Annotated in this window: 12 protein-coding genes and 1 pseudogene; 5 read left to right on the forward strand and 8 right to left on the reverse strand. The window is 69.2% G+C overall.

Annotation, left to right across the window (positions count from 1 at the left end; translation table 11 throughout):
* Window positions 1-161: 161 nt before the first annotated feature.
* Window positions 162-1253 (forward strand): serine/threonine protein kinase, encoded by a 1092-nt coding sequence (locus AC1DYK_RS22095; RefSeq protein ID WP_478168270.1) that lies wholly within the window; start codon window positions 162-164, stop codon window positions 1251-1253.
* A gap of 111 nt (window positions 1254-1364) precedes the next feature.
* Here the strand turns inward: AC1DYK_RS22095 and AC1DYK_RS22100 are convergent, their stop codons facing one another.
* On the reverse strand, window positions 1365-2258 hold the full coding sequence (locus tag AC1DYK_RS22100) for a LysR family transcriptional regulator (protein ID WP_478168271.1): 894 nt from the start codon (window positions 2256-2258) through the stop codon (window positions 1365-1367).
* 105 nt (window positions 2259-2363) lie between these two features.
* On the opposite strand from AC1DYK_RS22100, the gene AC1DYK_RS22105 reads away from it, so the two are divergent.
* From AC1DYK_RS22105 to AC1DYK_RS22115, 3 genes are all read left to right on the forward strand, one after another.
* Window positions 2364-4079, forward strand: a complete 1716-nt coding sequence (locus tag AC1DYK_RS22105; RefSeq protein WP_478168272.1) for an acyl-CoA dehydrogenase family protein — start codon at window positions 2364-2366, stop codon at window positions 4077-4079.
* A gap of 33 nt (window positions 4080-4112) precedes the next feature.
* Complete coding sequence (locus AC1DYK_RS22110; RefSeq protein WP_478168273.1) at window positions 4113-5099, forward strand: Bug family tripartite tricarboxylate transporter substrate binding protein; 987 nt, start codon at window positions 4113-4115, stop codon at window positions 5097-5099.
* Between the two features lie 90 nt (window positions 5100-5189).
* Window positions 5190-6311, forward strand: coding sequence for a CaiB/BaiF CoA transferase family protein (locus tag AC1DYK_RS22115; RefSeq protein WP_478168274.1), 1122 nt, complete (start codon window positions 5190-5192; stop codon window positions 6309-6311).
* A gap of 152 nt (window positions 6312-6463) precedes the next feature.
* On the opposite strand, the pseudogene AC1DYK_RS22120 reads toward AC1DYK_RS22115, so the two are convergent.
* Window positions 6464-6739 (reverse strand): annotated as a pseudogene (locus AC1DYK_RS22120) (metal/formaldehyde-sensitive transcriptional repressor); the annotation flags it as partial.
* Here AC1DYK_RS22120 and AC1DYK_RS22125 point away from each other — a divergent pair.
* Complete coding sequence (locus AC1DYK_RS22125) at window positions 6697-6990, forward strand: hypothetical protein (protein ID WP_478168275.1); 294 nt, start codon at window positions 6697-6699, stop codon at window positions 6988-6990. The pseudogene AC1DYK_RS22120 and the gene AC1DYK_RS22125 overlap by 43 nt on opposite strands.
* On the opposite strand, the gene AC1DYK_RS22130 is transcribed toward AC1DYK_RS22125, so the two are convergent.
* The 6 genes from AC1DYK_RS22130 to AC1DYK_RS22155 form a co-directional block, all read right to left on the reverse strand.
* The gene (locus tag AC1DYK_RS22130; RefSeq protein ID WP_478168276.1) at window positions 6935-7399 is read right to left on the reverse strand and encodes an EVE domain-containing protein; all 465 of its coding nucleotides are present in this window, start codon (window positions 7397-7399) and stop codon (window positions 6935-6937) included. The genes AC1DYK_RS22125 and AC1DYK_RS22130 overlap by 56 nt on opposite strands.
* A 23-nt stretch (window positions 7400-7422) precedes the next feature.
* The gene (gene htpG, locus AC1DYK_RS22135; protein ID WP_478168277.1) at window positions 7423-9465 is read right to left on the reverse strand and encodes a molecular chaperone HtpG; all 2043 of its coding nucleotides are present in this window, start codon (window positions 9463-9465) and stop codon (window positions 7423-7425) included.
* A 120-nt stretch (window positions 9466-9585) separates the two neighbouring features.
* Window positions 9586-10620 (reverse strand): ABC transporter substrate-binding protein, encoded by a 1035-nt coding sequence (locus tag AC1DYK_RS22140; protein WP_478168278.1) that lies wholly within the window; start codon window positions 10618-10620, stop codon window positions 9586-9588.
* Between the two features lie 55 nt (window positions 10621-10675).
* Window positions 10676-11014, reverse strand: a complete 339-nt coding sequence (locus AC1DYK_RS22145) for a hypothetical protein (RefSeq protein ID WP_478168279.1) — start codon at window positions 11012-11014, stop codon at window positions 10676-10678.
* A gap of 115 nt (window positions 11015-11129) precedes the next feature.
* The gene (locus AC1DYK_RS22150) at window positions 11130-12482 is read right to left on the reverse strand and encodes a sensor histidine kinase (RefSeq protein WP_478168280.1); all 1353 of its coding nucleotides are present in this window, start codon (window positions 12480-12482) and stop codon (window positions 11130-11132) included.
* Entirely contained in the window at window positions 12479-13138 is a 660-nt protein-coding gene (locus AC1DYK_RS22155) for a response regulator (RefSeq protein WP_478168281.1), read from the reverse strand. Before AC1DYK_RS22155 ends, AC1DYK_RS22150 begins: the two co-directional genes overlap by 4 nt.
* Window positions 13139-13171 lie beyond the last annotated feature (33 nt).

The raw sequence follows: 13171 nt of genomic DNA on the forward strand, positions 1-13171 counted from the left end.
CGCAGGCCGCGGCGCCTGTCGCAGGGTTCGACACGCATGACAAACGCCCACTTCTGTGCAATGCCTGTGGCGCGACGCCTCACGGGTCGCCACGGTTCAACGGCAGCCACCCAGGCGACGCTGCACTGTCGTCCCAAGCAGGGCAAAAATCAAGCTGCGGCATGAAGGCCGAGCACTCACCCGCCAGGCCCGACAATGTCGGGGTGTCTCCCTCCCCCACTCCTTCCCCGCCATCGGCCTCGGCCGGTCATCCCTACGAGAGCCTCACGCCCGACGTGGTGCTCGATGCGCTCGCCACACTGGACATGCATGGAGACGGGCGGCTCACCGCCCTGAACTCCTACGAGAACCGCGTCTACCAGGTCCATCTCGAAGACCGCAGCGCGGTGGTCGTCAAGTTCTACCGGCCTGGCCGCTGGGACGATGCCGCGATCCTCGAGGAGCACGGCTTCGCGCTCGAGCTCGCCGCGGCCGAGGTGCCCGCCGTGGCGCCGCTGGCGGTCGATGGCCATACCTTGCACCGGCATGGCGGCTTCGCCTTCAGCGTCAGCCCGTACCGCGGCGGACGGGCGCCGGAACTCGAGGACTTCGAGGTGCTCGAGTGGGTCGGCCGCTTTCTGGCGCGCATCCACGCCATCGGCGCGCAAAAGCCCTTCGAGGCGCGTCCGGCACTCGACCTCCAGACCTTCGGCATCGCCTCGCGCGACTGGCTGCTGGGCCACCAGATGGTGCCGCTCGATGTCCAGCGCGCATGGGAGACGGCCTGCAACGCGGCCCTCGAGATGATCGCGGCCACCGCGCTCGGCACCCGCCACGACGGCGACAACGCCTCGGCGCTGAAGAAGCTGCGGCTGCACGGTGACGTGCACCCCGGCAACATCCTCTGGACGCCCACCGACCGGCCGGACGGCGGCCCGCATTTCGTCGACCTCGACGATGCCCGCACCGGCTTCGCGGTTCAAGACCTGTGGATGCTGCTCTCCGGCGACCGCGCCCAGCGCACGGCGCAGTTGAGCGGACTGCTCGACGGCTACGAGCAGTTCCGCGACTTCGATCGCCGCGAGCTGGCGCTGATCGAGCCGCTGCGCACGCTGCGCCTGATCCACTACAGCGCCTGGCTGGCACGGCGCTGGGAAGACCCGATCTTCCCGATCAACTTCCCGTGGTTCGGCTCGAGCGACTACTGGAAGGGCCAGATCCTGATGCTGCAGGAGCAGTGCGAGCAGATGGCCGAAGAGCCGCTGTATGCATAGGGCCCCCACGCTCCCCCACTGCGTGTGGGTCGCTGCCCCCCAAGGGGGGGATCGCAGGCCGCCCGTCTGCGCGAAGCGCGGACTTCGCCGCGCTGGCGGCCCGGCGCCGGCCTAGTCGCTCGGGGCCGGGTGGCCTGCCTGCACCGCGCGCAGGAAGCCCTGCACCACCGCGTTCTCGGGCCCCTCGCGCCAGACGCAGTAGGCGTCGGAGCGCGACACCTCTTCCTCCAGGGGCCGGAACACCGCGCCGCGCAGCGCCGCGTGCCGCAAGGCGCTCGGCACCAGCGCCACGCCCATGCCCTGCGACACCAGCGACACGACCGAGAGCCAGTGGCGCACCTCGTGCCGCACCTCGGGCCGGAAGCCCGCATCGGCGCAGATCGAGAGGATGCGCTCGTGGTAGTCGGGCGAGGCATTGCGAGAAAACAGCACGAAAGGTTCGTCGCGCAGGCTCGCGGTGGCGACCTTGCGCCGCCGTGCCAGCCGGTGCCCGACCGGCAGACAGGCCACGAAAGGCTCCGACACCAGCAACGCATGGCTCAGCTCCGCGGGCATGCGGCTGGTGTGGACGAAGCCGACATCGAGCCGGTCGTGCAGCAACTCGGCGATCTGCTCGCCCGAATTGAGCTCGGCCAGCGTGATGCGCACTGCAGGGTGTTTCGCCTGGAACTTGGCGAGCGCCTGCGGCAGGCCTCGGTAGAGCATGGCGCCGACGAAGCCGATGCGCAGGCGGCCCGCCGAGCCCTGCGAGACGTCGCGGGCCTCCAGCGCGGCCTCCTCCGCCTGGCGCAGCAGCAGGCGCGCCGAGATCTGCAACACGCCGCCGGCGGGCGTGAGCCGCACTTCCTTGCTGTTGCGCTCGAACAGCCGCGCGCCGACGGACTCTTCCAGCTGGCGGATCGCGACGCTCAGCGGCGGCTGCGAGATCGCGAGCCGCCGCGCCGCCCGGCCGAAATGCAGCTCCTCGGCCAGGACGACGAAATAACGCAGGTGACGCAGTTCCATGCGGCTCAGTTTTTCACAATAGGCAAATCAAATCAATCAAGTCATATCTGATATTGGACAGGAATCGTCAACGGCGGAAAGATCCGACCGACAAGGAGACCCGACATGTCCAGTACCGCTGCGCCCCGCGTCGATGCCGCCGCCCATCCCGTGCCCGACCGCCACGGGCAGAACCTCTTCACCACCGACGCCGAGCTGCACAAGCTGCTGGCGCTCTACCTGCCGCCCGAGCTGCTGCAGCACATGCGACCGCACTTCGAGCGCCTGGGCGCCCTGGCTGGCGGCCCGCTCGACGAACTCGCGCAGACCGCCGACAAGAACCCGCCGACGCTGTCGCTGCGCACCCGCACCGGCATCGACGACCAGAAGGTGATCAAGCATCCCGCCTACATCGAGATGGAGCGGCTCGCGCTGAGCGAATTCGGCCTGGCCGCGATCTCGCACCGCGACGAGACCCTGGGCTGGAAGGGCCAGATGCCGCCGCTGGTCAAGTACGTGCTGACCTACCTCTTCGTGCAGGCCGAGTTCGGCCTGTGCTGCCCGGTCTCGATGACCGACTCGCTGGCGCGCACGCTCAAGAAGTACGGCAGCCCCGAACTGGTGGCGCGCTTTCTCCCGCGCTTCCAGTCGCTCGACTTCGACACGCTGGCCCAGGGCGCAATGTTCATGACGGAGCAGGCGGCCGGCTCCGACATCGCAGCGACCGTCACGCGCGCCTGGCAGGACGAGGCGGGCCAATGGCGCCTCGGCGGCGACAAGTGGTTCTGCTCCAACCCCGACGCCGACTTCGCGATGGTGCTGGCGCGCGCCGACGACGCCCCGGCCGGCATGAAGGGCGTGTCGCTGTTCCTGCTGCCGAAGCGGCTCGACGACGGCAGCGCCAATCACTACCGGATCCTGCGCCTCAAGGACAAGCTGGGCACGCGCTCGATGGCCAGCGGCGAGATCCGCCTCGAAGGCGCGGTGGCCTACCTGGTGGGCGAAGCCGGCCGCGGCTTCCAGCAGATGGCCGACATGGTCAACAACTCGCGCCTGTCGAACGGCGTGCGCGCCGCCGGCCTGATGCGCCGCGCGGTGGCCGAGGCCGAATACGTGGCCGGCGAGCGCCGCGCCTTCGGCCGCCGGCTGGCCGACATGCCGCTGATGCAGCGCCAGTTGCAGAAGCTCAGGCTGCCGGCCGAGCAGTCGCGCACCATGGTGTTCCAGACCGCGCTGGCGCTGGCGCGCTCGGACGGCGGCGACAAGACGGCCTACCCGCTGCTGCGCATCCTGACGCCGCTCATCAAGTTCCGCGCCTGCCGCGACGCCCGCAAGGTCACCGGCGACGCGATGGAAGTGCGCGGCGGCTGCGGCTACATCGAGGAATGGAGCGACCCGCGCCTGGTGCGCGACGCCCATCTCGGTTCGATCTGGGAAGGCACCAGCAACATCGTCGCGCTCGACGTGATCCGCGCGGTCAAGCGCGAGGAATCGCTGCCGGCGCTGCAGGCGCACTTCGGTGCGCTGCTGGACGACCTGCCCGTGGCGCCGGCCTTCGCCCAGGCCCTGCGCGAAGCCCTGGTGCGGGCGTCGGCATTGACCGCCACCGCGGCGCACGAAGGTGGCGACGTGCTCGCACGCCAGGCGGCCTCGGCGCTCTATCACACCTGCAGCGCGATCGCGATGGCCTGGGAGGGCGTGCGCGGCGGCTCGGCGCAGCGCGTCGAGTGGGCGCAGCTGGTGCTGCTGCACCGCGTGCTGCCGCGCGACCCTCTGGCGCCGGATGGGGTGCCGGCGTCCTGGAGCGCCGCGGCACCAGAGAAGCGCGCGGCCACCGCCTGACGCGCGACGAAGACAAGAAATCAAGGAGACCACATGAAACTGCTCAAGACCCTCATCCTCGCCGCCGGCGTCGCCGTGCTGCCGGTGCTGCCCGTACTGTCGACGGCACAGGCGCAGGGCTTCCCGACCAAGCCCATCTCGCTGATCATCCCGTTCCCGCCGGGCGGACCGACCGACGCGATGGCACGCACGCTGGCGGCCGAGATCCGGGACCAGCTCGGGCAGCCGGTGATCGTCGAGAACCGCGCCGGCGCCGGCGGCAACATCGGCGCCGACTTCGTGGCGCGCGCCGAACCCGACGGCCACACGCTGATGTTCGGCACCTCGGGTCCGCTGGCGATCAATTCGAGCCTCTACCGCAAGATCAGCTACGACCCGGTCAAGAGCTTCACGCCGGTGATCCAGGTCGGCCATCTGCCCAACATCCTGGTCGTGAACCCGGCGGTGCCCGCGAAGGACGTGCGCGAGCTCATCGCCTACGCCAAGGCCAACCCGGGCAAGCTCAGCTATGCATCGTCGGGCAACGGCGCCTCCTCGCACCTGGCGGGCGTGCTGTTCAACGGCATCGCCGGCACCGACCTGCAGCACATCCCCTACAAAGGCACCGGCCCCGCGCTCAACGACCTGCTGGGTGGCCAGGTGTCGATGAGCTTCACCGACGTCCTGACCGCACTGCCCTACGTCAAGGCCGGCAAGCTGCGCGCGCTCGGCATCGCCACCGCGCAGCGCTCGCGGGCGCTCCCCGACCTGCCGACATTGGCCGAACAGGGCGTCACGGGCTACGACGTCAGCGTGTTCTTCGGCATCGTGGCGCCGGCCGGCACTCCGCCGGCCACCGTCGCAAAACTCAACAAGGCCTTCGCCGATGCGCTCGCCACGCCCAAGGTGAAGCAACTGTTCGCCTCCCAGGGCCTGGAGCCGGCCGCGGACGGTTCGCCGGAACAGCTCGGCCGCTTCATCGTGTCCGAAACCGCGAAGTGGAAGGACGTGGTGAAGAAGTCCGGCGCGCAACTGGACTGACGTCATCGACGACCTTCAAGCTGGTAGAGCGTGTCGCGACCCGCTTGAACGCGACGGCCTGCCTCTCCCCTCTCACCCAAGGAACAACCAATGACCGCGACTGCCAACACCGGCGCACTGGCCGGCATCCGCGTGCTCGACATCTCGCGCATCCTCGGCGGCCCGTACTGCGGCCAGATCCTCGGCGACCATGGCGCCGACGTGCTCAAGGTCGAGCCACCGCAGGGCGACGACACGCGCACCTGGGGCCCGCCCTTCAAGGACGGCGTGGCTTCCTACTACCACGGGCTCAACCGCAACAAGCGCACGATGGCGCTCGACCTGGGCAGCGAGGCCGGGCGCGAGGCGCTGCTGGCGCTGCTGGCCGAGGCCGACGTGCTGATCGAAAACTTCAAGACCGGCACCATGGAACGCTGGGGCATCGGCTACGACGCGCTGTCGAAGCGCTTCCCGCGGCTGGTCTGGTGCCGCGTATCGGGCTTCGGCGCCGACGGCCCGCTCGGCGCACTGCCGGGCTACGACGCCGCAGTGCAGGCGCTGACCGGCATCATGAGCATCAACGGCGAGGCCGATGGCGGGCCGCTGCGCGTCGGGCTGCCGGTGGTCGACATGGTGACCGGGCTCAACGCGGTGATCGGCGTGCTGCTCGCGCTGCAGGAGCGCCAGCGCAGCGGATGCGGCCAGTTTGTCGAGGCGGCGCTGTACGACAGCGGCCTGTCGCTGCTGCATCCGCACGCGGCCAACTGGTTCCTCGACGGCCAGCCGCCGCGCCGCACCGGCAACGCGCATCCGAACATCTATCCCTACGACGCGCTCAAGACCGGCACCGATCCGATCTTCCTGGCGGTTGGCAACGACCGACAGTTCGCGAACTTCTGCAACTGCATCGGCCTGCCCGAGCTCAGCGACGATCCGCTCTACCGCGACGCCGGTCTGCGCTCGGTCCATCGCGAAAGCCTGAAACAGCGTCTCGAGGCGCAGCTGGCGACCTTCGACGGCCGCCAGCTGGTCGACCAGCTCATGGCCGCGGGCGTGCCGGCGGCACCCGTGCTGTCGGTCGATGCGGCGCTCGAACACCCGCACACGGCGCACCGCGGCATGGTGGTCGAGATGGAAGGCGGCTACCGCGGCATCGCATCGCCCGTGAAGCTGAGCCGTACACCGGCCAGCTACCGGCATGCGCCGCTGACGCCGGGAGAGAAGTTCGCCTAACGTGCGGCGACCGGCCGAAGGCGTCCACGGGCACCTCCTTGACGTCGAGGCGATAGACCGTGCTGCCGTCGTTCTTCGCCGGCGTGACGTTGAGATAGCGAGGGCGCCGACATACGGGTCGGTTTCCGCCCGCACGAAGTTGTCGGCCGTGACAGCGACACCACCGCCTCCGTGTCCTCGGCGCGCTGCGCCTCGTCGCTCGCGTTCGCGCCCAGATGCTCCCGGATGTGGCCTTCGAGCACCTCCAGCATCAGCCCGCTGACGGCGCCGCGTATCGCCGCGATCTGCTGCAGGATCGCCATGCACTCGGTTCCCTCGCCCAGCGAACTCTCCAACGCGGCCGTCTGGCCCCTGATGCGGCGCACCCGCGCGAGCAGCTTCGCGCTTGCTGATCGTCGCCCTGTTCGGCGGCAAGCTGTGGGGTGCAAGCTGGCTGGACCCGGTGCCGGCGATCCTCTGCGACCTCCACGTCTGGAGCGTGGGCAAGGGCAAGTACGCCTGCATCGTCTCGCTCGCCAACCACGGCGACGTGGGGCCCGACTACTTCAAGCAGCAGTTGCGCATCCACGAAGAACTGGTCCACATCTCGGTCGAGGTGAACCATCCGGACGCGGCAGCGGACGTCAAGCCAGCATCCGCTCGGCAATCAGCTGCCAGTGGGCCGCATCGACCGGCGTGATCGACAGGCGGTTGCCCTTGCGCAGCACGAGCATGTCGGCCAGCGCGGGCGTCGCGCGCAACTCCGGCAGCGACAGCAGCCGGGTCTTGCGCAAGGCCTGCACGTCCAGCAGCAGCCAGCGCGGTTGTTCGGGCTTGGACGCCGCATCGAAGTAAGGCGAGTTCGGATCGAACTGCGTCGGATCGGGCCGCGTGCCCGATGCCACGCGCGCGATGCCCACGATGCCGGGCTCGGGGCAACTGGAGTGATAGAACAGCACGCCGTCGCCGACCTGCATCGCATCGCGCATGAAGTTGCGCGCCTGGTAGCTGCGCACGCCGGTCCAGGGCACGGTCGCGCCGGGCGCTGCGAGCGCGTCGTCGATCGAGCACTCCTCAGGCTCGGACTTCATCAACCAGTATCCGGACATGGCGGCGTGGTGCGGCGCGCGTGTCAGACCAGCAAGGCGTTGACCCGGCGCACGTAGGCGGCGGGATCGGCCGGCAGGCCCCCTTCGGCCAGCAGCGCCTGGTCGAACAGGATGTGGGCCAGGTCGTCGAAATGCGCCGAGCCCTCCAGCTTCCTGACCAGCGGATGCTCGGCGTTGACTTCGAGCACCGGCTTGAGATCGGGCGCGGGCTGCCCGGCCTGCTTGAGCATGCGCGCGAGCTGGGTGCTCATGCCGCCGTCCTGCACCACCAGGCAGGCCGGCGAGTCGACCAGGCGGGTGGTGACGCGCACGTCCTCGGCCTTGTCCTTGAGCGCCTCCTTGAGCCGCTCCAGCAGCGGCTTGAAGGACTCGGCCGCTTCCTCGGCCGCCTTCTTCTCGGCCTCGTCCTGCAGCTTGCCCAGGTCGACCGCGCCCTTGGCCACGCTCTGCAGCGCGGTGCCGTCGAACTCGGTCAGGTAGTTGAGCGCCCACTCGTCGACGCGATCGGTCATCAGCAGCACCTCGATGCCCTTCTTCTTGAAGATCTCGAGCTGCGGGCTGTTCCTGGCGGCGGCCAGCGTGTCGGCCGTGATGTAGTAGATCGCGTCCTGGCCTTCCTTCATGCGCGACTTGTAGTCGGCGAAGCTCACGCTCTGGGTGTCGGTGGTGCTCGAGGCGAAGCGCAGCAGTTTCGCGATCCGGTCGCGGTTGCCGAAGTCTTCGCCCAGGCCTTCCTTGAGCACCGAGCCGAATTCGGCATAGAACCTGGCGTACTTGCCCGACTCGTCGGCGTACTCGGCCGCAGCCTCGGCCGCCGGCATGCGCTCGGCGGCCTTCTTGTCGACCACGTCGGTGACCCCTTCGGTCGGCTCGGGCGCGGGCACGGATTCGCCGGAGCCGACGTCGATCTTGCCTTCGCTGCTCTCGGACGCCGTCTTCTGCTTCTTGGCCAGGTCCTCGAGCATGCCGAGCACGCGCTTGGTGCTGCCCTCGCGGATCGCCTTGACGTCGCGGCTCTCCTGCAGCAGCTCGCGGCTGACGTTGAGCGGCAGGTCGGCCGAATCGATCACGCCCTTGACGAAGCGCAGGTAGCTCGGCAGCAGCGCCTCGGCGTCGTCCATGATGAAGACGCGCTTGACGTAGAGCTTGACGCCCGCGCCCTTGTCGCGGTTCCACAGGTCCATCGGCGCCTTGGCCGGGATGTAGAGCAGCTGCGTGTATTCGGTGTTGCCTTCGACCCGGTTGTGGCTCCAGGCCAGCGGGGCCTCGAAGTCGTGGCTGACGTTCTTGTAGAACTCGACGTACTGCTCTTCGCTGATGTCCTTCTTCGGCCGGCTCCAGAGCGCGTTGGCCTGGTTGACCGGCTCCCACTCGCCGGTCTTGACCATGGCGCCGCCCTTGTTCTCCTCGCCTTCCTTCCACTCTTCCTTCTCCATCAGGATCGGGAGCGAGATGTGGTCGGAGTACTTGCCGATGATCGACTTGAGCTTCCAGGCGTTGAGGTATTCCCCGGCATCGTCGCGCAGGTGCAGGGTGACGCTGGTGCCGCGCTCGGGGCGGGTGATGGTGTCGACCTCGAAGTCGCCGGCGCCGCTGCTGACCCAGCGCACGCCCTCTTCGGCGGCCAGGCCGGCGCGGCGCGACTCGACCGTGATCCTGTCGGCCACGATGAAGCCCGAGTAGAAACCGACGCCGAACTGGCCGATCAGCTGCGCGTCGGCCTTCTGGTCGCCCGACAACCTGCTCATGAATTCCTTCGTGCCGCTCTTGGCGATGGTGCCGAGGTGGTCGATGGCTTCCTGCTGGCTCATGCCGATGCCGCTGTCGGTGATGGTCAGGGTCTTGGCCTCGGCATCGAAGGCGACGCGCACTTCGAGCTTGGGCTGGTCCTCGAACAGCGCGGGCTGGTCGATGGCTTCGAAGCGCAGCTTGTCGCAGGCATCCGAGGCATTCGAGATCAGCTCGCGCAGGAAGATTTCCTTGTTCGAGTAGAGCGAATGCGTGACCAGGTGCAGCAACTGGGCGACTTCGGCCTGGAACGGGAGTTTGGTCTTGGAGAGGGTCATGGCGCGAGAACAATCAAAGGGGGACAAACGGTTCGCCAGCGGCGAACGTTCAACTTTACAAGACCTGGGGTTGCCCGGCCCGTTTCGCAAGGGCCGGCCGGTTTCAAAGGCTTACGAGTCTCAGCGCGGCTGCGACTCCACCTCGCGCGTCCAGCGGTCGATCAACCGCTTGCGCTCGGCCGCCTGGCCGTACTTCTCGAAGTCGTACTTGATGAGCTTGACCCCGTCCATCGACGGGATTCGCGGATCCGGCTTGAAAGTCCTGTTGGCCGGCGACTGCAGGCTGCCGGCCCTGGCGCCGATCGACTGCCCGGCCGGGCTCATGAGCCAGTCGTAGTAGCGCAGCGCGTTGGCACGGTTGCGCGCGCCCTTCACCAGCGCGATCCCGCCGACCTCGTAGCCCGTGCCCTCGCACGGCGCCGCGGTCTTGACCGGGTACTTGTCGTGGCGCCACTTGTCGAAGCCGAAGATGAAACTGATGCCGACCGCGACCTCGCCCTTGGCCACATTGGGCGCCTGGGCCTGGCCGCTGCGGGTGTAGGCGGTGGTGTTGCGGTGCAGCCTCTTCAGGTAGTCGAAGGCGGCGTCCTCGCCCATCAGCTGCACCAGCCCGGCGATGATGGTGTAGCCGGTGCCGCTGGTGGCGGGATGCGACATCTCGATCTCGCCCTTGTACTCTGGCTTGATCAGGTCGGCCCAGCAGCGCGGCTCGGGCAGCTGCTTCTTCCTGAGCACTTCGGTGTTGAAGCCGAAGCCCATCGCGCTGGTGTAGAAGCCGCCGACCCGGTTGCCCGACATCGCGTACTGCCGCACCGACCAGTCGTACAGGTCGTTGACGTAGGCCGGGCGGTAGGGTTCGAGCAGGCCTTCCTCGGCCGCCTGCAGGAAGGGGTCCCCGGTGCCGCCCCACCAGAGGTCGGTCTTGGGGTTGGCCGCCTCGGCCCGCAACTGGGCGCCGATCTCGCCGGTGCCCTTGTGCGCCTGCAGCACCCGGATGCCGGTGGCGCGCGTGAACTCCGCGGCCGCCGCCTCGCACCAGCCGGAGTCGGTGCTGCAAAGCGCGTTGACCGTGCCTTGCGCGCGGGCGTCTGTCGCCGCCAGGAGTCCCAGCAGGGCGCCGACGACGGCAAGAGGTCTGGAAACGAAGCGGCGCATGGCGTATCCCGGGTTTCACGAAGGAAACCGCAGGATAGCGCCTGGCGGCGCCCGCTCAGCGCGGCGTGCCCGAGGTGATGCCGGCCATCCCGGTCGACTGGCCGATCGACTCGGTGTTCGTCGGGTGCGACGCCTCGACCGCGCCCTTGTAGACCTCTTCGCGCGTGAGCTGCGACCTGACCGGCGCCGCCGCGGTGGACTCGCCGACGGACTCCGTGGCAGCCGGGCGTGCCGCCGCCCTGGCGCCCGCGCTCACCTGGGGATCGGGCGCCGAGTTGTTGGTCTGCATCGGACGATAGTCCGAGCCGTCCGACTGCGCGCTCGCGGTCATCGAAGCGAAGGCAGCGAGGGTTGCGAAAGCGCCAAGAGCGATGACTTTGACGGATGCATGCATGAGGATCTCCTGGAGTTGCACAGGCCCCACGCCCCGCGCCGTGCCATGGGCGGCGCGTGGAGCCTGTTGCCACTCTAGGCCGCCAGTCTGAGACGGGAATGAGCGAAGAATGAGTTCAGGATGAGCCCGGCAGGTACACCCGCGCCCGCAGGCCCGCGCCATCGGACCGGTTCGCGAGCACGATGCGCAGGCCATTTCGCAGCGCGGCCGCCTGCGCGATGGCCAGGCCCAGTCCGCTGCCGCCGGCCGGCGCGCCCGCCACGCGGAAGAAGCGGTTGAAGACACGCTCGAGCTGGTCGGCCGGAATGCCCGGCCCGTCGTCGAGCACGTCGACCACCGGATGTCCATCGACCAGGTGCAGCCGGACGTCGACCACGCCGCCTTCCGGCGCATAGCGCACGGCGTTGTCGATGAGGTTGTCGAACACGCTGCGCAGCTCGGCCGGGGGCGCCAAGATGAGCGGCGCGATGCCGCCTTCGAAGCCCACGTCGATGCGCCGCTGGTCGGCCAGGACCATCAGCTGGCCCACGCTGTCGCGCAGCAGCGTCGCCACGTCGACCGGTCCACGCGCGCTCGCCGCGGGCGCATCCTGGCGCGACAGCCGCAGCAATTGCTCGATGAGATGCTGGGCGCGCTTGACGCCGCTTTCGAGCTGGGCGAAGCGTTCGACAGCCACGCCGGCCGGCACGTGGGCGCGCAGATTCTCGATCTGCAGGCCGATCGCGGCCATCGGCGTGCGCAGCTCGTGCGCCGCGTCCTGCATGAAGCGACGCTGCGTCGAAAGCGCATTGCGCAGCCGGCCGAGAAGGCTGTTGAAGGCGATGACCAGCGGCGCGATCTCCTCCGGCACGCTGGCGATGGGGACCTCGGCCGGATCGCCCTCGTTCTGCGCCGCCACATCGCGCGCGACGGCGCGCAGCGAGCGCGAGGCGGCCGACACGATGAACAGCAGGATCAGCAGCGTGACGGGCAGCATCACCAGGATCGGCAGGCTCTCCAGCAGCGCGCGGCGCACGATGCGGTTGCGGCGGAAGCTGTCGTTCTGCACCACCTGCACGCGCGGCATGTCCGCGAGCGTTCCGGCCTCGGCGGTGTAGACGCGCCAGGCGTCCTCCCTCCGGGTGCCGGTGCGCACGTCGCTGAAACCCGGCTCCGCCTGCAGCGCCAGGTCGAGCCCGGGCCACGAGGAGTCGAGCAGCGTGCGGTCGTCCGCGCTCCAGATCTGGACGACGAAGCTGCCGCGGCGGATGGCGTCATCGCCGGAGGCAGGCTGCAAGGCCGGAGGCCGGCCGTGGCTCGCGTGCGAATCGGCCACCAGGCGCATCTGGTCGTCCATGAAGTTGTTGACCAGCCGGCCGTAGGCCCCGTACGAGAGCCAGACCGTGGCCGCGATCGCCACCAGGTGCAGCGCAACGAGCCACAGCAGCAGCCGTCCGCGCAGCGACCGGAGCCGAAAGGGCGCCCTCACGCCGGAACGACCCGCCAGCCGAGCCCGCGCACGTTGCGTATCGCCTCGGCGCCGAGCTTGCGCCGCATGCCGTGGATCACGACGTCGATCGCATTGCTGGTGACCTCCTCGCCCCAGCCGTAGATGCGGTCCTCGAGCTGCTCGCGCGACAGGATCGCGCCGGGGCGCTCCAGCAGCGCGTGCAGCAGCGCGAACTCGCGCGCGGTCAGGACCTCGCGCACGCCGTTGACGATCACGTCGCGCGTGGTGAGGTCGAGCTGGAGCGCCGCGGTGCCGATCACCGAGTGCGCCGCGCCATCGCGGCGCCGCACCACGGCGCGCATGCGCGCCAGCAGCTCGCGCAGTTCGAAGGGCTTCAGCAGGTAGTCGTCGGCGCCGAGGTCGAGGGTCTGGATGCGGTCGTCGAGCCCGTCGCGCGCGGTGAGCACCAGCACCGGCGTGGCGTCGCCGCGCTTGCGCGCGCGGCGCAGGACTTCGGTGCCGTCTTCCTGGGGCAGACCGAGGTCGAGCAGCACGCAGGTGTAGCCGCCGTCGGCCAGGGCGCTGTGCGCCAGCGCACCGTCGCGCACCCAGTCGACCGACCATCCGGCGTTGTCGAGCGCATGCACGAGGCTGCGGCCGATCATTTCGTCGTCTTCCACGAGCAAGGCGCGCACAGGGTCTCTCCTTGGGTCCGACACACCGTTCCT

The organism is Variovorax sp. P2_H12 (assembly GCF_056403395.1).

Coding starts and splice junctions, on each gene's coding strand:
- AC1DYK_RS22095 (WP_478168270.1), top strand. CDS start 162: ATGAAGGCCGAGCACTCACCCGCCAGGCCCGACAATGTCGGGGTGTCT.
- AC1DYK_RS22100 (WP_478168271.1), bottom strand. CDS start 2,258: ATGGAACTGCGTCACCTGCGTTATTTCGTCGTCCTGGCCGAGGAGCTG.
- AC1DYK_RS22105 (WP_478168272.1), top strand. CDS start 2,364: ATGTCCAGTACCGCTGCGCCCCGCGTCGATGCCGCCGCCCATCCCGTG.
- AC1DYK_RS22110 (WP_478168273.1), top strand. CDS start 4,113: ATGAAACTGCTCAAGACCCTCATCCTCGCCGCCGGCGTCGCCGTGCTG.
- AC1DYK_RS22115 (WP_478168274.1), top strand. CDS start 5,190: ATGACCGCGACTGCCAACACCGGCGCACTGGCCGGCATCCGCGTGCTC.
- AC1DYK_RS22130 (WP_478168276.1), bottom strand. CDS start 7,399: ATGTCCGGATACTGGTTGATGAAGTCCGAGCCTGAGGAGTGCTCGATC.
- htpG (WP_478168277.1), bottom strand. CDS start 9,465: ATGACCCTCTCCAAGACCAAACTCCCGTTCCAGGCCGAAGTCGCCCAG.
- AC1DYK_RS22140 (WP_478168278.1), bottom strand. CDS start 10,620: ATGCGCCGCTTCGTTTCCAGACCTCTTGCCGTCGTCGGCGCCCTGCTG.
- AC1DYK_RS22145 (WP_478168279.1), bottom strand. CDS start 11,014: ATGCATGCATCCGTCAAAGTCATCGCTCTTGGCGCTTTCGCAACCCTC.